The 23,281-nt window shown below is 75.1% G+C and carries 21 protein-coding genes and 1 riboswitch; of the genes, 9 read left to right on the top strand and 12 right to left on the bottom strand.

Annotation, left to right across the window (positions count from 1 at the left end; genetic code table 11):
* The first annotated feature begins 12 nt into the window (after window positions 1–12).
* Window positions 13–1,293 (top strand): MFS transporter, encoded by a 1,281-nt coding sequence (locus BM385_RS09850; protein WP_093842801.1) that lies wholly within the window; start codon window positions 13–15, stop codon window positions 1,291–1,293.
* On the opposite strand, the gene BM385_RS09855 is transcribed toward BM385_RS09850, so the two are convergent.
* The 7 genes from BM385_RS09855 to thiO form a co-directional block, all read right to left on the bottom strand.
* A complete protein-coding gene (locus BM385_RS09855) occupies window positions 1,268–2,155 on the bottom strand; it encodes a deoxyribonuclease IV (RefSeq protein ID WP_093842802.1) in 888 nt (295 codons plus the stop codon). The two genes, BM385_RS09850 and BM385_RS09855, sit on opposite strands and share 26 nt — an antisense overlap.
* A 49-nt stretch (window positions 2,156–2,204) precedes the next feature.
* Window positions 2,205–3,050 (bottom strand): transglycosylase SLT domain-containing protein, encoded by an 846-nt coding sequence (locus tag BM385_RS09860; protein WP_019433708.1) that lies wholly within the window; start codon window positions 3,048–3,050, stop codon window positions 2,205–2,207.
* Between the two features lie 325 nt (window positions 3,051–3,375).
* On the bottom strand, window positions 3,376–5,358 hold the full coding sequence (gene pknB / locus BM385_RS09865; protein WP_093842803.1) for a Stk1 family PASTA domain-containing Ser/Thr kinase: 1,983 nt from the start codon (window positions 5,356–5,358) through the stop codon (window positions 3,376–3,378).
* An 87-nt stretch (window positions 5,359–5,445) separates the two neighbouring features.
* Complete coding sequence (locus tag BM385_RS09870) at window positions 5,446–6,777, bottom strand: DUF4190 domain-containing protein (protein WP_093842804.1); 1,332 nt, start codon at window positions 6,775–6,777, stop codon at window positions 5,446–5,448.
* 111 nt (window positions 6,778–6,888) lie between these two features.
* A complete protein-coding gene (locus BM385_RS09875) occupies window positions 6,889–7,749 on the bottom strand; it encodes a thiazole synthase (protein ID WP_093842805.1) in 861 nt (286 codons plus the stop codon).
* Between the two features lie 5 nt (window positions 7,750–7,754).
* Window positions 7,755–7,973 carry a sulfur carrier protein ThiS gene (thiS, locus tag BM385_RS09880; protein WP_019433704.1) on the bottom strand — a complete coding sequence of 73 codons (219 nt, stop codon included), beginning with the start codon at window positions 7,971–7,973 and terminating at the stop codon, window positions 7,755–7,757.
* Complete coding sequence (gene thiO / locus BM385_RS09885) at window positions 7,970–9,160, bottom strand: glycine oxidase ThiO (protein ID WP_175542958.1); 1,191 nt, start codon at window positions 9,158–9,160, stop codon at window positions 7,970–7,972. The genes thiS and thiO overlap by 4 nt, the downstream gene beginning before the upstream one ends.
* A 13-nt stretch (window positions 9,161–9,173) precedes the next feature.
* Window positions 9,174–9,259: riboswitch (TPP riboswitch) on the bottom strand.
* A 65-nt stretch (window positions 9,260–9,324) separates the two neighbouring features.
* Here thiO and BM385_RS09890 point away from each other — a divergent pair.
* The 5 genes from BM385_RS09890 (at window position 9,325) to BM385_RS09910 (ending at window position 13,737) form a co-directional block, all read left to right on the top strand.
* Window positions 9,325–10,554 carry an NAD(P)/FAD-dependent oxidoreductase gene (locus BM385_RS09890; RefSeq protein WP_093842806.1) on the top strand — a complete coding sequence of 410 codons (1,230 nt, stop codon included), beginning with the start codon at window positions 9,325–9,327 and terminating at the stop codon, window positions 10,552–10,554.
* A gap of 78 nt (window positions 10,555–10,632) precedes the next feature.
* Window positions 10,633–10,998, top strand: a complete 366-nt coding sequence (locus BM385_RS09895) for an Rv2175c family DNA-binding protein (protein WP_093842807.1) — start codon at window positions 10,633–10,635, stop codon at window positions 10,996–10,998.
* A gap of 107 nt (window positions 10,999–11,105) precedes the next feature.
* Window positions 11,106–11,741 (top strand): thiamine phosphate synthase, encoded by a 636-nt coding sequence (gene thiE / locus BM385_RS09900; RefSeq protein WP_019433700.1) that lies wholly within the window; start codon window positions 11,106–11,108, stop codon window positions 11,739–11,741.
* Between the two features lie 100 nt (window positions 11,742–11,841).
* On the top strand, window positions 11,842–12,780 hold the full coding sequence (gene metF / locus BM385_RS09905) for a methylenetetrahydrofolate reductase [NAD(P)H] (RefSeq protein WP_026047411.1): 939 nt from the start codon (window positions 11,842–11,844) through the stop codon (window positions 12,778–12,780).
* A gap of 21 nt (window positions 12,781–12,801) precedes the next feature.
* Window positions 12,802–13,737: a hypothetical protein gene (locus tag BM385_RS09910; RefSeq protein WP_093842808.1), complete on the top strand. Its 936-nt coding sequence runs from the start codon at window positions 12,802–12,804 to the stop codon at window positions 13,735–13,737.
* A gap of 213 nt (window positions 13,738–13,950) precedes the next feature.
* On the opposite strand, the gene BM385_RS09915 is transcribed toward BM385_RS09910, so the two are convergent.
* Entirely contained in the window at window positions 13,951–15,378 is a 1,428-nt protein-coding gene (locus BM385_RS09915) for a phytoene desaturase family protein (protein ID WP_093842809.1), read from the bottom strand.
* A 251-nt stretch (window positions 15,379–15,629) separates the two neighbouring features.
* Window positions 15,630–16,247, bottom strand: coding sequence for a TetR/AcrR family transcriptional regulator (locus BM385_RS09920; RefSeq protein ID WP_019433696.1), 618 nt, complete (start codon window positions 16,245–16,247; stop codon window positions 15,630–15,632).
* Between the two features lie 170 nt (window positions 16,248–16,417).
* Between BM385_RS09920 and BM385_RS09925 the strand changes: the two genes are divergently transcribed.
* The 3 genes from BM385_RS09925 (at window position 16,418) to BM385_RS09935 (ending at window position 18,388) form a co-directional block, all read left to right on the top strand.
* Complete coding sequence (locus BM385_RS09925) at window positions 16,418–16,885, top strand: SAV_6107 family HEPN domain-containing protein (protein ID WP_019433695.1); 468 nt, start codon at window positions 16,418–16,420, stop codon at window positions 16,883–16,885.
* 76 nt (window positions 16,886–16,961) lie between these two features.
* A complete protein-coding gene (locus tag BM385_RS09930) occupies window positions 16,962–17,753 on the top strand; it encodes a methyltransferase (protein WP_019433694.1) in 792 nt (263 codons plus the stop codon).
* 239 nt (window positions 17,754–17,992) lie between these two features.
* Window positions 17,993–18,388: an SCO2097 family morphological protein gene (locus BM385_RS09935; RefSeq protein ID WP_019433693.1), complete on the top strand. Its 396-nt coding sequence runs from the start codon at window positions 17,993–17,995 to the stop codon at window positions 18,386–18,388.
* 123 nt (window positions 18,389–18,511) lie between these two features.
* On the opposite strand, the gene BM385_RS09940 is transcribed toward BM385_RS09935, so the two are convergent.
* Genes BM385_RS09940 through BM385_RS09950 form a run of 3 tightly spaced genes read right to left on the bottom strand, consistent with a single transcriptional unit; the run spans window position 18,512 to window position 23,265 of the window.
* Window positions 18,512–20,932 carry a transglutaminase TgpA family protein gene (locus BM385_RS09940; RefSeq protein ID WP_093842810.1) on the bottom strand — a complete coding sequence of 807 codons (2,421 nt, stop codon included), beginning with the start codon at window positions 20,930–20,932 and terminating at the stop codon, window positions 18,512–18,514.
* 12 nt (window positions 20,933–20,944) lie between these two features.
* The gene (locus tag BM385_RS09945) at window positions 20,945–22,273 is read right to left on the bottom strand and encodes a DUF58 domain-containing protein (protein WP_093842811.1); all 1,329 of its coding nucleotides are present in this window, start codon (window positions 22,271–22,273) and stop codon (window positions 20,945–20,947) included.
* The gene (locus tag BM385_RS09950) at window positions 22,273–23,265 is read right to left on the bottom strand and encodes an AAA family ATPase (RefSeq protein ID WP_093842960.1); all 993 of its coding nucleotides are present in this window, start codon (window positions 23,263–23,265) and stop codon (window positions 22,273–22,275) included. Before BM385_RS09950 ends, BM385_RS09945 begins: the two co-directional genes overlap by 1 nt.
* Window positions 23,266–23,281: the final 16 nt, after the last annotated feature.

Here is a 23,281-nt window from a genome sequence, read left to right on the forward strand (position 1 = left end):
CAGGGTCGGCGCATGTCCCGCGACCACACCGACGGCACGAGTCCGTGGCGGCTGCCCGGCTTCCGTGCCCTGTTCACCGCCACCGCCTCCGGCCAGCTCGGCACCCAGACCGGCTACCTCGCCGTACCGCTCATCGCCGTCACCACCCTCGACGCCTCCCCGGGCCAGGTCGGCGTCCTGGCCGCCCTGTCCACCGTCGCCTTCCTGCTCATCGGACTCCCGGCCGGTGCCTGGGTCGACCGGATGCGCCACCGCCGGATGCTCGTCGCCGCCGAGACCGCCCGCGCCCTGCTCACCCTCTCCATCCCGCTCGCCTGGGCCCTGGACGTGCTCACCCTGGGGCAGCTGTACCTCGCCGTCCTGCTCACCGGCTGTGCCACGGTCTTCGTCGACGTCGGCTCGCAGTCAACCCTCCCCGGGCTGGTCGGCCGCCCCGCGCTGGTCCGGGCGAACACCGCCGTCGTCAGCCTCCAGGCCGGCGCCATGGTCGCCGGACGCGGCGCCGGCGGCGGACTCGTCCAGCTGCTCACCGCACCGGTCGCCGTCCTGGCCACCGGCGTGCTGCACCTCGCGGCGGCCCTGCGGCTGCTGGCCCTGCCCCGCGACGGCGCGCCACCGCCCCGGGCCGCCGGCCCCGCGCCCCGGCTGCGGACCCTGATCGGCGAAGGGCTGCGCCATGTGCTCGGCCACCCGGAACTGCGCGCCCTGGTGCTCACCGCCGCCCTCACCAACCTCGGCGCGCAGACGATCAACACCCTGCTCCCGGTGGTCTTCACCCGGGATCTGGGACTGCCGGCCGGCGTACTCGGCCTGTACTGGGCGGCCGGCGGCGTCTCGCTGTTCCTCGGCGCGCGCTGCGCCCGGGCCCTGGCCGGCCGGTACGGGTACGGCCGGGCGCTGGTCCGCACCGGCGCGGTGCTGGCCCCCGGGGCGCTGCTCGTACCGCTGCTCGGCCCGGGCACCGGCTGGCTGTGGCTGGCGTCGGCCGGCTGGCTGATGGTCACCTTCCGCACCGGCGTGGACAACGTCCTCGGGGTCACCCTGCGCCAGCACCTGACGCCCGACGCGCTGCTCGGCCGGATGAACGCGACCTTCCGCTGCCTGCTCACCGGAGCGCTGGCCGCCGGTTCGCTGCTGGGCGGGGCCATCGGGCAGTTCGCGAGCGTCCGGGCCGGCCTGTGGACGGGCGGCGTCCTCCTGGCGCTGGCCTGCCTGCCCGTGCTGCTGTCCCCGCTGCGCCGACGGCGCGCGCTGCCCGCCGCCGACGTCAGCCCGGCGCCGGCGCGGACCTGAGTTCCTTCAGCCGGGCCACATCCGCCGCATGGCCCTCCGGGCCGCCCGGGGTCTCGATGACCAGCGGCACACCGGCCGTCGCCGGGTGCCTAAGCAGCGCGGCGAAGGCCGCTTGTCCGATGTGTCCCGCGCCGATGTTCTCGTGCCGGTCGCGGCGCGAGCCGGCCGGCGCCTTGGAGTCGTTGGCGTGGATCAGCCGCAGCCGCCCCGGGCCCGCCACCTCCACCAGTTCGTCCAGCGTCGCCGCCACCCCGTCCGGGGCCGCCAGATCGTGACCCGCGGCGAAGACATGGGCGGTGTCCAGGCAGATGCCCACCCGGGGATGGTGGCGCAGCGCCGCCAGGTAGGGCCCGAGATCGGCGACGCGGGAGCACAGCGAGGCACCCTGCCCGGCGGTGGGCTCCAGCAGGAGGTACGGGTCCTCCTCGTGCGTGAGCTCGTCCAGCAGCGGCAGCAGCAGCTCACCGGTCTGGGCCAGCGCGCTCTCCCGGCTGCGCCCGCCCGTCGCCGAGCCGGTGTGGACGACCACCCCGCGCGCGCCGATCGCCCGGCCCCGGCGCAGCGAGTGCCGCAACGAGCGCACCGAGCGCTCGGCGGTGACCGGATCGGCGGACCCCGGGTTGATGAGGTACGGCGCGTGCACATACGCGGGCAGCCCCCGCCGCGCGCACCCGGCGCGGAACGCCTCGTCCTGCGCCGGATCCCCGGGCGGGGTGGCCCAGCCGCGCGGATTGGCGACGAACACCTGGAGGGTCTCGGCGGCCAGGCCGGCGGCGTACGAAAGACCACGGGCGGCCAGGCCCCCGGCTACGGGGACGTGGCCGCCCAGTGGATTGCGGTCGCGCGCGGAAACGGAGGTCACCGGCCCAGCTTGGCAGGACGCCGGGCGGGGTGGTGACGCGGGACGGGGCTCAGTACGGGCCGTTCACATTGTCGATGGAACCGTAGCGGTCCCAGGCGTAGTTGGCGGCAGCCACGATATTGGCGACCGGGTCGTACAGGCTGTAGGCGGTGCCTTCCACGTGATAGGCGTCGAAGGTCGGCTGAATGACCTGGAGCAGACCGATGGACGGCGTGCCGTTGATCCAGTTGATGTCCCAGTCGTTGATCGCGTTCGGGTCACCGCTGGATTCCCGCATGATGTTGCGGTAAAGCCCGTCGTAGGAGCCCGGAATTCCGTGCTCGGCCATGATGTCCAGGGCCTCGCGGATCCAGCCGTCCAGGTCGTCGGTGTAGGTGGGGGCGGCCGGCGCGGCGGGCGCGGTCTCGGCGGGGGCCGGGGCCTCGGGGGCGGCGGTCACCTCGGCAGCGGCGGCCTCGGCCTCGGCGGCGGCTTCGGCCTGCGCCAGCGTCTCGCGCTCGGCGGCGCGGCTGGCGGCGGCCTCCTCGGCGGCGGCGCGCTCGGCCTCGGCCTGCTGCGCGGCCAGTTCCTCGGCGGCCTGCTGGGCGGCGAGCCGCTCGCTGTGCCGGGTGTGCGACTCGGGGGCCAGCGCCCGCAGGGTCTTCTGGAGGGAGGCGGCCACGTCCTGGGACGCGGCGGCGTCGGCCTCGGCGGCGGGCTGCGCCTGCCCGGGGACGTCGTTGGCCTTCACGGCCCAGTGGGCGGCGGAGCCGGCCGCGCCGGTTTCGTGGGCGCTCGCGCTGGGCACCAGCGTGAAAGCGATGGCGGCGATGCCGCAGCCGGCGACGGCGGTGGTGGCGGACCGCTGGAGCCGGGAGAGCCGACTTCGGCGGGGAGCGGGGAGCGATGCGGACATGCGGGGGACCTCACGTTCGTTCTTCGCGATGACTGCGACGGCCTTTCGTAGCAGTCACGGAAAACCCCGCGCAAAGGTCCTTCTTACTAATGCGGATAGTGCGGACGGCAGGGTGACCCCGGGGGTTCCCTGAGCCGACCCGGAGGAATGTCCCCGGAATTTCCCCGGCTTTTTACGGCCCGCGGCCCCGAATGGGAAAACACTAAGGACGCTCGTATGTGACGGCCGTCCTATGGCACGCATCACAGGCCCGGGCGCACCCGGAGGCGGGGAATGTGACCCCCGCCTCAGATCACCGCGCCCGGCCGGACGGTGCCCGCCGGTGTCAGCGGACCCAGATGGTGATGGTCGAGCCGCGCGGGGCGCTGTCCCCGCCGTAGATGGACTGGTTGAAGATGGTCCCGGTGAAGAACAGCCGGTTGACGTTCACCTCGAAGCCCGCGTCCTCCAGGATCCGCCGGCCCTCCTCCTCCGACTCCCCACGCACATCGGGCACCACGATCATCTCCTGGCCCTTGGAGATCGTCAGGGTGATGACGTCGCCCTCGCCCGCCGCCTCGCCCGCGCCGGGGGACTGCTCGGCGACGGTGCCCGACTCCTCCTCGGAGAACACCCGCTCCGGGGCGATCTCCACCTCGTAGCCGGCCTCGGTGAGCTGCTGGATGGCGGTGCCCTCGGCGATGCCGGTCACGTCGGGCACCTCCAGCTGCGGGCCCCGGCTGACCACCAGGGCCACGGCGGCGTCCGGCCGCTTCTCGGTACCGGCCGCCGGGTCGGTGGAGAGCACCGAGCCGCGCGGCACCTCGGCGGAGAACTCGTGGCTCTCCTCGCCCGGGGTCAGCCCGGCGCGCTCCAGCTGCTCCTTGGCCTCCTCCAGCGGGATGCCGCGCAGATTGGGCACCGTGGCCACCGGCGGCCCCTGCGAGACCGTGAGGGTGACGGTCGCGTTCTTGCGGACCCGGTCGCCGCGCGCCGGGTCGGTGGAGATGACGTGGCCCGCCTCGACGGTCTCGTGGTACGCCTCGGTGACCGCGACATCGAGCCCCGCGTCGCGCAGCGTGGCCTCCGCCTCGGCCTGCGGCACGCCGTACACGCCGGGGGTTTGGACGAACTGCCCGGAGTTCACGTACCAGACGCCGGCGCCGATGCCCAGGACCGCCAGGACGGCCGCGATCACCAGCAGCACGGGGCGGCGCGGCAGCCGGGACGCCAGCGGCGCCGGGGCGCCGTCGTCCGCCGGCTCCCGCGGCAGCTCGATGCGGGCGGTGTGCCCCACGGCGCCGGGGCCGTCCGGGGCGGTGGCGCGCACCCCGGCAGGACGGGGCACCACGCTGGTGCGCTCCTCCGGGCCGACCCCGGAGGCGGACGCGGGCGGCGGTGCGATCCGGTCGGTCGGCTCCTCGCCGTCGGCGGTCTCCGCCGGGTCCACGGCGGCCGGCGGGCGGACGTCCAGCTCCTCGTCGGTCAGCCCGGCCCGGGCCTCCCGCACCAGCGCCAGCAGCTCCACCGCGTCGGCGGGCCGGTCCTGCGGGGTGCGGGCGGCGGCCTTCGCCACCAGGGCGTCCAGCCCGGCGGCCAGCCCGGGCACGGCCTCCGAGGGCGGCGGCACGTCCCGGTGGACGTGCGCGAACAGCACCTGGGCCGGGGAGTCGCCGCCGTGCGGCTTGGCGCCGGTCAGCAGCTCGTACAGCAGCACGCCGCACGCGTAGACGTCGGCGCGCTGGTCGGCGGTGCCGTGCTCGATGCGCTCGGGGGCCAGGTAGGAGACGGTGCCCAACAGGGTGCCGGTGTCCGCCGAGGTCTGGTGGTCCACGCCGCGGGCCAGGCCGAAGTCGGCGACCTTGACCCGGCCACTGGCGCCGATGAGGACGTTCTCGGGCTTGATGTCGCGGTGGACGAGGCCGGCCCGGTGGGCCGCGCCGAGGCCGGCGAGCAGCGGCTCCATGATGTCCAGCACGGCGCGCGGCGCCAGCGCCCCGCGCTCGCGCAGCAGGTCCCGCAGCGTGCAGCCGGCCACGTACTCCATGGCCAGATAGACGTAGTCGCCGTCGCGGCCCTGGTCGAGCACGCCGACGATGTTCTGGTGGTCGAGACGGGCCACCGACTTGGCCTCGCGGATGAACCGCTCGGTGAACTCCTCGTCGTCCGCCAGCGAGGGGTGCATGACCTTCACGGCCAGCTCGCGTTCGAGGCGGGTGTCCACCGCCCGGTAGACCGTGGCCATGCCGCCGACGGCGATCCGCTCGTCCACGCGGTAACGGCCGTCGAGTACATGCCCGATCAGCGGGTCCTGAAGGGTGGTGTCCACGGCTGACGAGTCTACGTTCTGCCGTGGACACCCACCCGGCCGCCGCCGCCCGGCGGCCGGGACCGCAGCGAAACGGTGACGGAAGTGTCAGCTGCCCGTTGCCAGTCCGAGCAGTTCACGCACCTCGATCTCCGTCTCCACACCCAAGGTGTCGTAGCCGTCGACGTAGTTGCTCCACATGTCCTGCTCGTCGGAGGAGTCCGCCATCGCCTGCCAGTGCTCCAGGCTGGTCTCGCGGGCGGAGATCAGGTCGGCGATCAGCTCGTCCACCCCGGCCTCGGACCAGGTGGCCCCGGACAGCTCGGTGATCTCGTCCTCGACGGCGGCGGCCATCTCACCGGCCCATTCCCGGTTCGTGGTCAGGTCCTCGTCCGCCGGCTCCAGCCGTACCGTCGACTCCAGCGGCCCGGTGATCTCCAGGTAGCGCAGCGCGTCGGCGCTCAGCGCGTCCTCGTCGGTGCGCAGCGAGGCGGACATCGACCGGCTGTCGCCCCGCCCGAAGAAGCACAGGATCTCCCGGTCGCCCATGTCCCAGCTGGCCTGCTCTGGGTGGTAGTAGAAGATCTGGATGTCCTCGCCCAGCACCCAGGTGTCCAGGATGTAGGAGGTGACGAGCCGGTTGCACTCGGTGTTCGCCAGCTCCATCAGCTCCTCGGTGCCGGGGTAGGCGCCGAAGCCGCTGATCTCGTGGGTGCCGAAGGCCTCCGCCTCGTGCGGCACGTCGCAGGGGTAGAGGGTGACGTCGTACTCCGAGCCGCCCTCCTCGTCCTGGTACTGGTCCAGGCCGCTGGTGTCGAAGCAGTCGCCGACGGCGATGTCGAAGACGGCGATGCGCTCGCCGCTCTCGGGCACGTCCCGGCCCGGCGGGTCCTCCTGCGCGCCGTCCTCGCCGCCGGAGGGCGAGGCGCTGTCGGAGGGGGCCGCGCTGTCGACGCTTTCCGCGTTGTTGTAGATGGCCACGGGCACCAGCACGGCCAGCAGCGCGATCTGCGTGGCGCCCAGCACGATGCCGGCGATCGCCAGCGGCTTGCCGCGCTCCCCGGTCTTCTTGACCTGGTTGAGGCCGAGGATGCCGAGGATCAGCGCGATGGGCGCCAGCGCGAGCAGGCCGGTGACCAGCGCGCCGACGGACAGACCGTTGGTCTTGCCGGACTGCGGCGGCTGCGGCTGGTACGGGGGTACGGGGCCCCCGGGGTAGCCGGGGCCGCCCGGACCGCCGGGGCCGCCCGGCGGGTAGCCGTACCCCGGCGGCGGGCCGGGCACCGGCGGCTGCCCCGGGTAGCCGTAACCGGCCCCGGGCGCCCCCTGCTGCGGCGGAACGCCGGGCGGCGGGGCGGCGGGCGGCGGGGCGGCGGACGCGTACGGATTCGGCCCGGGTTCCGGTCCCTGAGGCGGCGGTTGCGGCGGCGGTGTGCTCACGGTCTCTCCTTCGGCGACCGCCCAGGAGCGGGCCCCACTCGGCTCCGCTGTCCCCCGACACGGTCGATACGATCCCCCCGGATCCGTGGATCGTATATCAGTGCGAACGCGTCAATATGCCGGGCGTTCCGGGTCCAGGTCCGCCATACCGGTCAACGGCGAGGAAGCCAGGGCGAAATGCCGGCGCGGAATCCTTCCCGCACCGTACGCCAGCCGCCCCGCCACCACCGCGTGCCGCATCGCCCGCGCCATCGCCACCGGACGCTCCGCCCGGGTCACCGCCGAGGCCAGCATCACCCCGGCACAGCCCAACTCCATCGCCAGCGCGGCGTCCGAGGCGGTGCCCGCGCCCGCGTCCAGGATCACCGGCACCCCGGCGCGCTCGATGATCAGCGCGAAGTTGTGCGGATTGCGGATGCCGAGACCGGAACCGATCGGCGACCCCAGCGGCATCACCGCCGCGCAGCCCGCCTCCTCGAGACGGCGCGCCAGCACCGGGTCGTCGTTGGTGTACGGCAGCACCGTGAAGCCGTCGTCCACCAGCGTCTCGGCGGCGTCCAGGGTGGCCACCGGGTCCGGCAGCAGTGTGCGCTCGTCCGCGATCACCTCCAGCTTCACCAGCGGGGTCTCCAGCGCCTCCCGTGCCAGCCGGGCGGTCAGCACCGCCTCGCCCGCCGTGAAACAGCCGGCGGTGTTCGGCAGCGGCGCAATGCCCAGATTGCGCAGGATGCCGAGCACCGAACCCCGCACCCCCGCATCCACCCGCCGCATCGCCACCGTCGTCAACTCGGTGCCCGAGGCGGCCAGCGCCCGCTCCAGGACCTCGGGGCTCGGCGCGCCGCCGGTCCCCATGATCAGCCGGGACCTCAGCGTCAGCGGGCCCAGCACCAGCGCGTCGTCCGGTTCCCCCGCCCCGTGGGCCCCGCCCCGGTCGGTGGTCCCGGTGCCGTCGACGGTCTCGGTGTCGGTCATCGTGGTCAGCCTCCCTGGACGGCGGTCAGGATCTCCACCCGGTCACCCTCGGCCAGCACGGTGCCGGCCCAGCGGGTCCGGGGCACCACGCAGGCGTTGACGGCCGCCGCCACCCCCGCCCCGCTGCCGTTGGCCAGCAGCCCGGCGACCAGCCCGGCCAGCGTCGTCTCCGCCGGCACCGCGCGCGCGGCGCCGTTCACGGTCACGTTCACGGTCATGGTCATACGGGCACCACCGAAGGAAAGCGCAGCGGACTGAACGGCCGGGCGAACGCCGGAAGTTCGCCGGTCACCAGCGACTCGGCCAGGATCTCCCCGGTCAGCGGGGCCAGCAGCACCCCGTTGCGGTAGTGGCCGGTGGCCAGCTGGAGCCCCGGCAGGGCGCTCGGGCCCAGCAGCGGGGCGTTGTCGGGGCTGCCCGGACGCAGCCCGGCCCGGCACTCGCGCAGCGGCAGCTCGGTGATGCCCGGCACCAGCTCGTGGGCGTCGCGCAGCAGCCGGTACACCCCGCCGGCGGTCACCGTGGTGTCCCAGCCCTGCTCGCGGGAGGTGGCGCCCACCACCAGCTCGCCGTCCGCGCGCGGCACCAGATAGACGGCCGACCCGCGCACCACCGCCCGCACCGTGCGGGACAGGAACGGCCCCGCGCCGTCCGGCGGCTCGGGCATGGCCAGCCGCAGCACCTCGCCCATCACCGGGCGGACCGGCGGCGCGATCCCCGGCGGCAGCCCGGCCAGTTCGCCGCTGTGGCTCCCGGCGGCCAGCACGGTGCGGGCGGCACCGAGGGCCGTACCGTCCGCCAGCACCGCCCCGGTGGCCCGGTCCCGGGAGACGGTCAGCTCGCGCACCCACTGCCGGTGGAAGACCACCCCGGCCCGCTCGCAGGCCGTCAGCAGCGCGTCGGTGAGGCGGCGCGGATCGACCTGATGGTCACCGTCCACCCGCAGCCCGCCGCGCACCGACGGGGCCAGCATCGGCTCCAGACGGCGGCACTCGCGCCCGGTGAGCCACTCGGTGTGCAGCCCGCACCGCTGGTGCAGGGCGTGCGAGACCCGCAACTCGGCCCGGTCGTCGGCGTCCAGCGCGACGGCCAGCGTGCCGCAGGCGCGGAAGCCGGTGCCGCTGCCGGCCGCCGCCTCCAGCTCCGCGGCGAACTCCGGGTAGCGGGCGGCGGAGGCCAGCGTCAGATCGAGCAGCGGCTCCTCGCCGTGGTGCAGTTCGGTGATCGCCGCCAGCATGCCGGCGGCCACCCGCGCGGCGCCGCCGCCCGGCCGCGGATCGGCGACCGCGACGCTCAGCCCGCGCCCGGCCGCCCGCCAGGCGGTGACAAGACCGATGACACCGCCGCCGATGACCAGCACATCGGATGATGTGCCGGCCGGCGCGGTGGGGGAGATGGAGGAAACGGACATGGCCGCGTGGCTGCTCCCTTCGCCGGCATGACCCGGATCAGGTACGTACGGTCGGAGGCCGGCCGCCTCCCTCTCAGCCCGGTCCGCCGGGCTCCCGTGTGCTCTGGTGTCCCGTCACCCTAGTACGCGGGGCCGGGTGAAGGACAAGCGCCCACGACCGTAGGGTGGCGAACGTGGATCAACGGGAACAGCGGGTCGTCATCGCCGGGGCCGGACTCGCCGGCACCCGGACCGCCGTGCTGCTGCGCGAAGCGGGCTTCACCGGCACCATCACCGTGGCGGGCGCCGAGCGCCACCGCCCCTACGACCGGCCGCCGCTCTCCAAGGACGTCCTGCTCGGCACCGCCGAAGGCGCCCCGCTCGACGTGGACTTCGACGCCCTCGGCATCGAACTCCTGCTGGGTCGCACCGCCACCGGCATCGACGCCACCGCCCGCACCCTGCTCACCGACGCCGGCCCCCTCCCGTACGACCGGCTGGTCATCGCCACCGGCGCCGAGGCGCTCACCCTGCCCGGCAGCGCCGGCCTGCCCGGCGTCCACGTGCTGCGCACCCTGGACGACGCCGCCCGGCTCCGGCCGCTGCTGGCCGCCCGCGGCTCGCTGATCGCGGTCGGCGCCGGCTGGATCGGCGCCGAGGCCGCCACCGCCGCCCGCGCCGCCGGGGCCGCCGTCACCGTCCTCGAAGCCGCCCCCCACCCGCTGCCCGGCGCCCTGCCGCCCCGGCTCACCGAACCCATGCGGCAGTGGTACGAGCAGGCCGGCGCCCGGCTGCGCACCGGCGCCCGGGTGGCCGCCGTCCGCCCCGGCGAGGTGGAACTGGCCGGTGGCGAGGTGCTGGGCGCCGACGCCGTCCTGATCGGCATCGGCTCCCGCCCCGCCACCGGCTGGCTGGCCGGCAGCGGCGTCGCCCTCGCCCCCGACGGCTCGGTCCGCGCCGACGACCGGCTGCGCACCACCCTGCCCGGGGTGTACGCGGTCGGCGACTGCGCCTCCTTCCCCTCCGCCCGCTACGGGCGCCGGCTGCTGGTGCACCACTGGGACAACGCCCAGGCCGGGCCCGCCACGGTCGCCGCCCACCTCACCGGCACGGGGGACGCGGCGTACGACCCGGTGCCGTACTTCTGGAGCGAGCAGTTCGGCCGGTTCGTCCAGTACGCCGGGCAGCACGGCCCGGACGACACCCTGCTGTGGCGTGGCGACCCGGGCGCGGACGGCTCGACCGGCGCCTGGACGGTGTGCTGGCTCGGCCCGGACGGCACGCTGCGCGCGGTGTGCGCCGTGGACCGGCCCCGCGACCTGGCCCAGGGCCGCCGGCTCGTCGCACGCGGCGCCCGGCTCGACCCCGCGCGGGCCGCCGACCCCGCCGTACCGCTGAAGAACGCCCTCGCCTGACCCCGGCCGCGGCCGCCCCCGTCCCTCTGCTGCCACTCCCCGATGACGGCTGTCGGTGGGAGGTGGCAGGCTTGAGGCGTGACCGAGATTGATGTGAAAACCGATGCTCTCGTCCCCTCCTGGCTCACCCTCCCCGACATCGCGGAAGAGCTGGACCTGGAAGTGAACCGGGTACGGCAGCTGATCAAGGAAGGCCAGCTGATCGCCGTGCGCCGGGGCGAGAATCGGGTGCTCCAGGTGCCGTCCGCCTTCATCGGCGAGGGCAGGATCGTCAAGGGCCTCGTGGGCACCCTGACGCTGCTGCGCGACGACGGCTTCACCGACGAGGAAATGCTGGAGTGGCTCTTCACCCCCGACGACAGCCTGCCCGGCACCCCGGCCGAGGCCCTGCGGCAGAACCGCGGGAGCGAGGTCAAGCGGCGGGCCCAGGCCCTGGCCGTGTGACCGGCTGAACCGGTGGGCGGTGGTGCGGCAGGCCGCGCCACCGCCCACCGCCACGAGCACCGCCACGCCCACCGCACCACATCCGTTCACCACCACGAGGGGGAGCCGTGACCGACGGCATCGCCGCCGCCCGGCTGTATCTGTGCACCGACGCCAGAAAGCGCCAGGGCGACCTGCCCGACTTCCTGGACGCGGTACTGGCCGGCGGCGTCGACATCGTGCAGCTGCGCGACAAGAGCCTGGAGGCCGCCGAGGAGCTGGAACTGCTGGAGGTCTTCGCCGACGCCTGCCGGCGGCACGGCCGGCTGCTCGCGGTCAACGACCGGGCGGACGTCGCGCACGCCGCGCGCGCCGGCGTGCTCCACCTCGGCCAGGGCGACCTGCCGGTGCCCGCCGCCCGCGCGCTGCTCGGCGACGGCGTGCGCATCGGCCGCTCCACCCACAGCCCGGAGCAGGTGGACGCCGCCCTCGTCCAGCCCGGCGTCGACTACTTCTGCACCGGCCCCGTCTGGCCCACCCCCACCAAGCCCGGCCGGGCCGCCCCCGGGCTGCCGCTGGTGCGCTACGCCGCCTCGCTGCGCCCCGCCCGCCCCTGGTTCGCGATCGGCGGCATCGACGCGGGCAATCTCGACCAGGTGCTGGAGGCCGGAGCCCGGCGCATCGTGGTGGTCCGGGCGCTCACCGAGGCCGACGACCCGGGAGCCGCGGCCGGCGCGCTCGCCCGGCGGCTGCGCGCCGGGTGAGTGGCGGGTGAGCGTCGGGTGAGCGCCGGGTGAGCGCGCACGCCCGTCCGGGGACCGGACACGCGTGGGAGATCGCCGGTGCGCTGGGTAGCCTGCGCGCATGGCCCTTGGGATTCCGTCCACGATGAATGACCGGGCGCACACGGTGCGCGATCTCCTCGCCGCCGGCAAGCGTTCCTACTCCTTCGAATTCACCCCGCCCAGGACCGAGCAGGGTGAGCGCACCCTGTGGAACGCCATCCGCCGCGTCGAGGCCGTGGGCCCGACCTTCGTGTCCGTGACCTACGGAGCAGGCGGCTCCTCCCGCGAGCGCACCGTGCGGGCCACCGAGCGGATCGCCACCGAGACGACCCTCACCCCGGTCGCCCACCTCACGGCCGTCAACCACTCCGTGTCCGAGCTGCGCAACATCATCGGCCAGTACGCGGACGGCGGCATCCGCAACATGCTGGCCCTGCGCGGCGACCCGCCCGGCGACCCGATGGGGGAGTGGGTGCCGCACCCGCGCGGTGTGATGTACGCCGCTGAACTGGTCAGCCTGATCAAGGAGTCGGGCGATTTCTGTGTCGGGGTCGCGGCATTTCCGGAGATGCATCCGCGATCCACCGACTGGGAGACGGATATCCGGCATTTCATCAACAAGTGCCGGGCCGGGGCCGACTTCGCGCTCACCCAGATGTTCTTCAACCCCGAGGACTACCTGCGGCTTCGTGACCGGGTGGCCGCCGCCGGATGCGATGTCCCGATCATCCCGGAAATCATGCCGATCGCGAATCTGCGGCAGATCGAACGCTTCAAGCAGCTCAGCAACTCCACCTTCCCCGAAGAGCTGGAGAATCGGCTCCGCGCGGTCAAGGACGATCCGATGGCTGTACGCTCGGTCGGGATCGAGTTCGCCACCGAGTTGTGTGCGCGGTTGATGGAAGAGGACATCCCCGGTCTGCACTTCGTCACGCTGAACACCACGCTGCACTCGACGGCGACGCTGGACGTCTACAAGAACCTCGGTCTGCACCGGGCGGACCTCGAACACGGCTGAGCACAGCTGAGAGGGGCGTACATGGGCTGGACGGTCCTCTACATCGCGTTCGGAATCGTCTCCCTGTGGCTGCTGGGCGAGGTCCTGCTCCAGTACAAGGCCAGACTCCGCTGGCGGCTGCTCGCCTTCTTCGGGTTCCTGGCCGTGGTGTTCGGCGTGATCCTGCCCTACGTGCCGGTGATCGCGCTGGGCACCGTCGCGTTCGCGACCGGCCAGACCTTCGTGACGCTGTCCTTCCGGCGCGGCTTCTCCACCGGCTGGGCGCTCGGCGGCCGGCCGGGCAACAGCAAGCGGCGGCGCCGCGAAGGCGGCGACGAGCCGGTGGAGATGCGCCCGATGGACCCGGTCGGCGAGGACGAGACCGGCCACGACGCCCCGCCGCCCCCGCCCGCCCCGCCGGGCGAGGCGCTGGGCCAGGAGAGCGGCGGCTACGACGAGTGGGGGCAGCCCCTGCCCGCGCAGCAGCAGCCGCAGCACGGGCAGCCGCCGCAGGGCCAGGACCCGGACCAGGACCTGTACGCGGCGGCGCAGCAGCCCCAGGAGACGGTGTACGGGGACGGCTACCACGACCAGCGGCAGCAGCCGTACGCCGAGCCGTACGCGGGTGCCACGGCCGGTTACGAGAGCGGCGGGTACGACACCGGCGCGGGCTACGACGGTTACGGCACCCCGTACGGCGAGCAGCAGGGCGCGCCGGGGCAGCAGCAGTACCAGCAGGACTACGGCAACCAGTGGCAGCAGACCGCCGACGCGTACTACCAGGAGACGCCGCCCGGCGGCGTCTGGGTCCCGCAGCAGCGCGAGACCGCCGCCACCGGTGCCCCGGCCCAGGACGGCGGCTACGGCTACCCGCCCCAGCAGGACCCCTACCCCCAGCAGCCACCACAGCCCCAGCAGAACGGCTACGACCCGGCGGCGGACCAGGGGTACTACTACAACGAGCAGCAGCGCTACTGACCCGGCCGCGGGCCCGCCGCCACGGGGGCTGTCCGCCGGGCTGCCTCTCCGCGTCCTTCGACAAGCCCCGGCCACGCCACCGTCGGGGCATCCGGGCCCCCGGGTGGAGTGCCCGCCGCCCCGTCGCCGGGCTACGCCCCGCACCGGGGGCACCTCCCGGCCGCCGGACTGGGGGAGACGCGGGCCCGACCGGCGCTCTGTGTCGGAAAGACCCTAGTACGAGCCCCGCCAGCCGGGCCCTTCGACGATCAGACCGGTGACCAGCGCGCCCGTCATGCCGGCGTGGGCCAGGCCGCCGCCCGGGTGGGCGGCGGAACCGGCGCGCCAGGTGCCGGGAAGGCGGCCCGTGTTGGGCGCGGCCAGCAGCGCGCCGTCCGCGCCCGCCAGGGCGGGCGGCGGGATGACGCCGCCCGGCAGGCCCGTCTCCCGTTCGACGTCCAGTGGCGTGCGGACCTCCTGCCAGCGGATGTTCTCCAGCCCCGCGGCGGCGAGCAGCCGCCGCGTCCAGCGGTCGGCCGTCGCGGCGTCCCGCCAGTCCACGGCGCCCTGCGGCGGGGCCATCGCCGACACCACCGCCGTGTGGTGGTCCCCGGCGCCCTCGCCCGGCCACAGCGTGGCGTCGTCGGGGCGCAGCACCCGCACCGCGGGGCCGCCGTCCGCCGGGTGCACCAGCAGCCGGTGCGGGGCCTGCGGCGGGCGGGGCCCGTCCAGCGCCACCAGGACGGTGAACCGGCTCTCGCCCGGCGGCGGCGCCCCCAGACCCGGCGCGCTCCACACCACGTGCTCGGCCGCCACCCGCTCGCCGCCGGCCAGTTCCACGCCCGCCGCCCGGCCGTCCCGTTCCAGGACGCGCCGCGCCGTGGCACCGAAGACGAACTCCACGCCGCGTTCCTCGCACCGCAAGCGCACCGCCTCCACCAGCGCGGCGATGCCGCCCACCGGATACCAGGTGCCGAACGTCTGCTCCACATAGGCCAGGACGGCCGCCGAGGCCGGCGCCCGCTCCGGGGCCACGCCCCACTCGGCGACGGTGGCGGCCAGCATCGCCGTCAGCCGCGGGTCGCCCAGCTCCCGCTCGGCCACCCCGGCAAGCGTCGGCGGCCCGGCGGGCACCGCCCGGCGGCGCAGCAGCCCGGTGCGCCGCGCGGGCGGCAGCGGGTAGCGGTCGGCCACCAGCGCGGCCCGCCCGGCGGCCGAGGTCAGCGGCTCCTCCACCAGCGGCCGGCGGGTGGCCTCCCAGGTCTGCCGGGCGCGCCCCTGGAACGCGTGCCACCGCTCGCCCGCCCCGGCGCCCAGCGCCGTGTCCAGGGCATGGCCCACCCCGCCCCGGGAGAAGCCGGGCAGCCGCAGCCGGGTGCCGTCCGCGAACAGGTGCTCGGCGGCCGGATCGACCTGCCGCAGTTCGACGCACTCCTCCAGGGGGCGCTTGCCGGTCTTGACGAACACGTCCCGCCACACCGCCGGCAGCCACAGCAGCCCGGGTCCGGTGTCGAAGACGAAGCCGTCGCGCTCGAACCGTCCCGCCGCGCCGCCCGCCCGCTCGCCGCGCTCCAGCACCGTCACCCGGTGCCCCGCCACGGCCAGCCGGGCCGCCGTCGCCATGCCGCCCATACCGGCACCGACCACCACCACTCGCGCCATGCGCCCGACCCTATCCAAGGCCCCTTCGGCCCCCGCCCGGCCCCCGGCGGGTACCTACGCGGACCGGCGCGTACTCAGAGCCGGGATGAGTACCGGGATGAGCATCAGCGCGGATGGGCCCGCCGGTCCCCGGACGGCACTGTGGTGGTCGAGCAGGGGAACCGGGACGCACCGCCGGCACGGGGCGGCGGAGCGGCCCGGGCCCCCGCTGCCCGTCCGCGCCTCCCGCCGGCGCGGCCCGGGGCGCGGGCTCAGCCCGCCGCCACCCGGACCCGGCCGTGCAGCAGCCGGGACAGCGCCAGATGGACCTCGCGCAGCGGCCGTTCGGGATGGAACGAGAGCCAGTCGAGCGCCCCCACCAGGATCATTCCCACTAACGCGCCCGCCGTCAGCTCCACGTCCAGCGCCGGATCGAGCTCCCCGTCCTTCACCCCTTCGTGCAGGACCCGCTCCACCACGTCGACGGCCTGCTGCCGCGCGGACACCACGGTCGCGTGCCACGCCCGGTGGGTGCGCCACAGCTCTGCCATGAGCAGCCGGGTCAGCGACGGGTTCCGTTCGATGAACACCAGCCCCGCCAGCGCCGCCGCCGACAGCCGGCCGACCGCGTCCGCGCCGCGCTCCAGCGCCGCCTCGTCCGCCCGGCGCAGCTCGGCGGCCAGCCGGTCCACCCCGTCCCGCAGCACTTCCTCGAACAGCTCGGTCTTCCCGGCGAAGTTGTAGTACACGGTGCCCTTGGCGACCCCGGCGCGCTCGGCGATCTCCTCCACGGTGGTGGCGGAGAAACCCTGTTCGGCGATGAGTGTCACCGCCGCGTCGTAGAGCCTTTGCCGCGTCGCGTTGCGACGGTTGCTGATCGCGCGTGTCATGCGCCGATTCTCCCCCCACTCCAGGGCTGTTGAGGTCCGCGGGGCGCAAGTGCAGGTGTTTGCAGTGCTCAGCGCGGATTGTCAGTGGCATGCGTCAGCATGTGCCGTGATGCGAAGAACGGACCCACTCGACCAGAGCTGAACCGCCGAATGACGACAGGAGGCTCGTCATGACCGGATTCCCCGCCGACGTCCACCGGGTGCCCCGCCGCGCCCCGGTGCCGGCCGCCGTGCTCGATCTGCTGGACCAGGCCGACCGGGGCCTGGCCGAGGCCGCCGTGCTGCCCGACCCGGGCGACGCGTACGTGGCGGCCCATCTCGCCGCGCTGCGTGCCGCCGCCGCGGTGGTGGCCGCCCGGGGCCGGCCCGAGCCGACCGCCCGGGGGCGCAGCCGGATCCGCAGCGTGTGGGAGGTGCTGCCCGAGATCGCGCCGGAGCTGGCCGAGTGGAGCACCCTGTTCGCGGCGAGCGCGGTGCGCCGGGCCCGGATAGACGCGGGCATACGCCGGGCCGCCGATCTTCAGGAGGCCGCCGAGCTGCGCCGCGCCGCCGGGTTCTTCCTGCGGCTGGTGGAGAGCATGCTCGTCGGGCGGTCCGCGCCGCGGACCGGGGAGCCCGGCGGCCCGCCGCCGAAGTAGGCTGTGGCTGCCCGCGCGCGGCGAGCCCGCGCAGCCGGCCCATCGCAGCACCCAGCACTTCGAGGAGCCGCCCGTCATGCCGTCGAACCCCCCGGCCCGGGACGCGGGCGGAGCAGCCGCCCCGGGCCCGCACACGGCGCTGCGCACCGGTGTGGTGTGGGAGGTGCTGCGCCGCACCCTCGGCGAGCGCGCGGCCGGGACCGGCCGGCCCGCCCTCGACGTGCTGGACACCGGTGGCGGCAGTGGCAGCTTCGCCGTGCCCGTGGCCCGGCTGGGGCACCGGGTGACGGTCGTGGACCCGAGCCCGGACGCGCTGTTCGCCCTCGCGCGCCGCGCCGCCGAGGAGGGCGTGGCCGACCGGGTGCACGGAGTGCAGGGCGACACCCAGGGTCTGCTGGAGGTCGCCGAGCCCGGCGGCTACGACATGGTCTTCTGCCACGGCGTGCTGGAGTACGTGGACGATCCGCGGGCCGGTCTGGCGGCCGTGGCGGGGGCGCTGCGGCCCGGCGGGGGCACGCTGAGCCTGCTGGCCGCCGGGGTGGGCGGTGCGGTGCTCTCGCGGGCCCTGGCGGGCCGGTTCACCGAGGCCAGGAGGGCACTGGGCGACCCGGACGGGCGCTGGGGCGAGGCCGACCCGGTGCCGCGCCGCTACACCCCGGCCGAGCTGTCGGCGCTGGTCACCGAGGCGGGACTGGAGCCGGGGGCGGTGCACGGGGTGCGGATCTTCGCCGATCTGGTGCCCGGCGTGCTGGTGGACACCGAGCCGGACGCGCTGCGCGCGCTGGCCGCGCTGGAGGCCGAGGCGGCCGAGCTGCCGGCCTTCCAGGCGGTCGCCGGGCAGCTGCATCTGCTCGCCCGGCTGCCCTAGATGGTGCCCGGCGGGCGGCGGGCCGCCAAATGTGATCTCCGCCCCGTATTATCGGCAGTCAGCCCTCCGGCATGACCGGGGTCCGGGGCGGGAAAGACTTGTCCGATCCCGTGGATCCGCGTCAGCCGGCGGGTGGGTGAAATTGGCGAACTGGGGTGGGTTTCACAGGGACGCTTCCCTGCCTATCCTGGAAAGAGTCGGAAACGGTCGCCTCCGCGGCCGGCGAGTAGGAGGACTCCGTGCCGCTCTCGGACCACGAGCAGCGCATGCTCGAACAAATGGAGCGAGCGCTGTACGCCGAAGATCCCAAGTTCGCGACAGCGCTTGAGGGCAGTGAGCTGCGGACGTTCACCCGGAAGCGGGTGTACCAGGGCATCGCCGGTTTTCTGGTGGGCATCGCACTCCTGATGGGCGGCATGGTCGCCCAGCTGATCTGGCTCAGTGTCGTCGGCTTTGTGATCATGCTCGGGTGTGCGGTCGTCGCCGTCACCGGATGGCGGAAAGGCCCCGCTCCCGTCGAGGGCGCGGGCAACGGCGGCGGCGGGCGGGGACACCGGCCGCACAAGCCGAAGCGTTCGATGATGACCCGTATGGAGGAACGCTGGCAGCGCCGTCGCGACGAGCGCGGCGATTGAGCAGGCGGCCCCGGGAATCCGGGGCACATCATCACGAAGGGCCCGCCGGATCCCGATCCGGCGGGCCCTTCCGTGTGGCATTGCCCGGGCCGCCCGCGCCCGGTTCTTTCCGTTTCCCGGCTTTCAGGCTTTCCGGGTTTTTCCGGGGAATGCGGTGCGCAGATCGCGCAGCCGCCGGGCGGCCCGCAGCCGGCGTTCGGCGAGGCGGTGACTCACCCGAACGGCGGAACGCGGCAGCAGCAGCGCCCGCAGCCGGGTCCACCGCCCCACCCCGGCCCGCAGCCCGGCGAGCGCCGTCCGCACGTCCCGGGCCGGGCCGTCGTCCGGCCCGCCCGCGCCACCGGCCCCCGCCGGGGCGTACAGCTCCCGCTCCACGCCCTGCGCCAGCCGGTGCACCGCGTCCCGCGCCGGGGCCTCCAGCGACAGCACCGCGGTGATCCGGGCCGCGGTCCGCCGCGGCGTCTCCGACGCCAGCGGCGCAAGACCCAGGTCCCAGGCGCTGTCGCTCAGCTCCTGCCAGGCGGCGCCGGCTCCGGCCCCCGGCGCCAGCCGCCGGGCCCGCACCCGGGCCCGCCACAGCGGTGGCCCGCCGACCAGGGCGAGCACCGCCGCCAGCGCCGCCGCGCCCCACAGCCACGGCCCCACCGAGGGGCCACCGCCCGAGCCACCGGCCGCGGCCGGAGCCTCGCTCTCGCACGCCGCGGCCTCCCGCACCGGGTCGCACTCCTCCGGTCCGGTGGGTGTCGGGGACGCCTCCGGGCGCTCCGGCTCCGCCGCGTCGGGACGCTCCGGGTCGGGCTGCGCCGGGTCGGGGCGCTCGGCGTCCGGCCGGGTGTAGCCGGGGATGGTGCCCTGCCCCGGGGTCGGCTCGAAACGCGTCCAGCCCACGCCCTCGAAGTACAGCTCCGGCCAGGCGTGCGCGTTGTGCAGACCGACCCGGTACGAGCCGTCCACCTGCCGGTCGCCCGGCGTGAAGCCGACCGCGACCTGGGCCGGGATGCCCAGGGTGCGGGCCATCGCCGCCATGGTGAACGCGAAGTGCACGCAGAAGCCCTCGCGGTCCTCCAGGAACGCGGCGATCGCCTCGCTCCCGCTGCCGGAGGACACCGAGGTGTTGTAGCGGAAACCGCCGTCCCGGGCGAACCAGTCCTGGAGCGCCACCGCCCGCGCGTGGTCGTCGGCCGCCCCGGCGGTGACCTCCTCGGCCATCCGCGCCACGACCTCCGGCAGATCGCGCGGGACCTGCGTGTAGTACGAGGCCAGGTTCGGCGGCGCCGCGGGCGCCAGGGCCAGCTGCTCCGCGGTCGGCTCGACCTGCCGGTGCGTCACCGTCCAGCTGCGGCCCTGGGTGGTCAGCCGGCCGCTGTCCGAGACGAGGGTCTGGGACCCCCGGTCGAACCGCCACGGCCCGTCCGTCACCACCGACACCGCCGGATAGGGCACCGGCAGCGAGGTCTGCGCGTAGTCGGGGCTCGCCTCGATCACGGTGGTCACGTCCCGGGCCGTCACCTCGGGGGCCAGACCGGGCACCGCCCACGGGGCCGGCGGGATCTCGTTCTCGAACCAGCGCGAGGAACGCCACTCGCTCCCGGTGAACTCGTCCAGCGCCACCAGCCGCAGATACATCCCGGCGGCCTCGCCGTCGGTGCGGTAGGTGAGCACCTCCTGGTTCCGCGGCTGGTTGAGCTGGTCCTGGAGCGCCACCACCGGATTGACCGTGCTGATGGTGCCCGAGCCGCCGCTCCCGCTGCCGCTGCCGCCGCCCTCCAGGTCCAGCAGACCGCTGCCCATGGCCGGCAGCAGCGCCGGTGCCAGCACCGCCGCCACCAGGGTCAGCGCGCCGATCCGGCCGCCGGCCCGCAGCCGCGGCCCCGCCGCCCGCGCGGGTACCGCGGCGGCCGGCGGCCTGCCGTACCCGCCCGGCGCTCCGTACCCGGGAGCGCGGGCCGGGCCCGGGCCGCTGAAGTACCGGCCCCAGCGGCCGAGCCGCTCCCGGCCCTCGGCCAGCAGCAGCGCCAGGTACCCGGCCGCCGCGACCAGGAAGTAGGGCCAGGCGGCGTCCTCCTGGTTCACCCCGGCCGCTATCGAGTACAGCGCCAGCAGCGGCAGCCCGGCCACCGCCGCGCTGCCAAAGCTGACCGCCAGCACGTCCACCAGCAGCCCGATCAGCAGCACCCCGCCCAGCAACATCAGCCGGATGCCGTCCGTCATCGGGGCGGGCGCCACATAGTGGCCGATGTCCTCGGTGCCCGCCGACAGCAGCTCACCGAACCGGCCGAACGCCTCGGGGCCCGGCAGCAGCCCGCCCACCGCGTACTGGGGCACCGTGGCCACCGTCAGCATCAGCAGCGACACCACCACCTGGGCCGCCACCACCACCGGCGCGGGCGCGGCGAGCCGCCGCGCCACCATCCCGGTGCCGGTCAGGACCGCGAGCAGCAGCCCCGCCTGCACCAGCCAGCCGCCGCCCTGCACCAGCGGCAGCAGCGCCGCCGCCGCACCGGTCGTGGCCAGCCACGCCGCCGCGGCGACTCCCGGCCTCATGCCCACCACTGCTCACCGCCCCCTGTACGAAGCCGCTCGTTCCCCACCGGCCTGCTGCCACACCTGCGCCAGCGGCACCCCCGGATGCAGCGGCAGCGCGGCCCAGCCGCTCTCCCGCAGCCGGCCGAGGGTCCCGGCCTCCACCCCCGGGTCCAGCTGCCCGGCCGCCACGAACGCGATCCCGTCCGCCGCCCGCTGCCGCAGCCGCGCCAGCTGGTCGAGCGCCGCCAGGTCCGGGGCACCCAGGAACGCGATCAGCAGCCCGCAGTCGGCGCCGGCCAGCGCGCTCAGCGCACCGTCCAGACCGCTGTCCGGAGCGGTCACCCGGTGGGTGTCCGTCACCAGGTCCAGCGGCCCGGGCAGCGCCGAGTGGTCCAGCACCGCCAGCGCGTCCAGCATCAGCCCCGTCGTCTCGACGCTGTCCGCCCCGTGCCCCGGGCCCGGCAGCGACAGCCCGCGGTCGGTGATCAGCCGCACCTGATAGCCGCGTTCGGCCAGATGCGAGATCACCGAGGCCGCCCCGGAGACCGCCCGCTCGAACGGCGCCTGCGGCCCGGTGCCCGCGTAACCGGAGCGCCGGGTGTCCAGCAGCACCGTGCACCGGGCGCGCGGCGGCTGCTCCTCGCGGCGCACCATGAGCTGGCCCCGGTGCGCGGTGGAGCGCCAGTGCACCCGGCGCAGATCGTCACCGTGCCGGTAGTCCCGGGGGATGACGTCCTCCTCGCCGGTCACCGCGAGCGAGCGCTGCCCGCTCTCGCCCTGCCCGCCGGCCTCGCCGCCGAGCCGGACGGGCGGCAGCGTCTCGATGTGCGGCAGCACGGTCATCACGTCGTACGCGTCGAAGGAACGGTGCAGTTCGACCATGCCGAACGGGTCGGCCAGCCGCAGCTCCAGCGGCCCCAGCGGATAGCGCCCGCGCTGATCGGAGCGCACCCGGTAGCTGACCTCCCGCTGCCCGCCCGGCTCGATCCGGTCCAGGACGAACCGGGGCCGGGGGCCGAGCACGTACGGCACCCGGTCCTGGAGCATCAGCTGGCCGCTCGGCAGCCGGAAGCCGTTGTCCACCCGCAGGTGCACCCGGGACTCCCCGCCGGCCGGCACCCGGGCGGGCGACAGCCGGCGGGCCGCCGTCACCCGGCTACGGGTCAGGTACAGCACCAGCACGCTCACCACCGGCAGCGCCACCAGCAGCGCGCCCACCCGCAGCAGATCCGGCTGGCCGAGCAGATACGCGCACACCGAGGCGGCGGCGCCGGCGGCCACGAACGACCGCCCGCGCGTGGTCAGCCCGCCGAAGGCCGCCCGTACCGTTCCGCGCCGGTCGTCGTCCCCGGCGGGCATCAGTGGCCCCGGTACTGCGGGGCGCCGTACGGGGAGGGCACCGGGGTGCGGTGCAGGATCTCGCCGACGATCTGCTCGGCGGTGCGCCGGTTCAGCTGGGCCTGCGCGGTGGGCAGCAGCCGGTGCGCCAGCACCGGCCCGGCCAGCGCCTGGACGTCGTCGGGCAGGACGTAGCCGCGCCCGCCGAGCGCGGCGGACGCCTTGGCCGCGCGCAGCAGTTGCAGGGTGGCCCGGGGCGAGGCGCCGAGCCGCAGTTCGGGATGGGTGCGGGTGGCGACCACCAGATCGACCGCGTACCTGCGCACCGCGTCCGAGACGTGGATCTCGCGCACCGCCTCGATCAGCTTGACGACGTCCTCGGCGGTGGCGACCGGCTGGAGCCCGTCGAGCGGGGAGTAGCCGCCGTGCGACTGGAGCATCCGCATCTCGGCCTCGGGGTCGGGGTAGCCGACCGAGACCCGGGCCATGAACCGGTCGCGCTGCGCCTCGGGGAGCGGGTAGGTGCCCTCCATCTCCACCGGGTTCTGGGTGGCGATCACCAGGAACGGGTCGGGCAGCGGATAGGTGCGGCCGTCCGCGGTGACCTGGCGCTCCTCCATCGCCTCCAGGAGGGCCGACTGAGTCTTGGGGGAGGCGCGGTTGATCTCGTCACCGATGACGATCTGGGCGAACACCGCGCCCGGTTTGAACTCGAACTCCTTGCGCTGCTGGTCGAAGACGCTGATCCCGGTGATGTCGGAGGGCAGCAGGTCCGGTGTGAACTGGACCCGCTGCACCGTGCAGTCGATCGCGCGGGCCAGCGACTTGGCCAGCATCGTCTTGCCCACCCCGGGCACGTCCTCCAGGAGCAGGTGCCCCTCGGCCAGGAGCACGGTCAAGGAGATGCGCACGACCTCCGGCTTGCCCTCGATCACGCTCTCCACGGCGCGGCGTACCTGCTCCGCCGTGGTGCTCAGATCGGTGAGCTTCGTCTGCTCCTCATAGGTCGTCAACCGGCCCTCCTCGGCC

The organism is Streptomyces harbinensis, from assembly GCF_900116145.1.
Taxonomy (GTDB): Bacteria; Actinomycetota; Actinomycetes; order Streptomycetales; family Streptomycetaceae; genus Streptomyces; species Streptomyces carpaticus.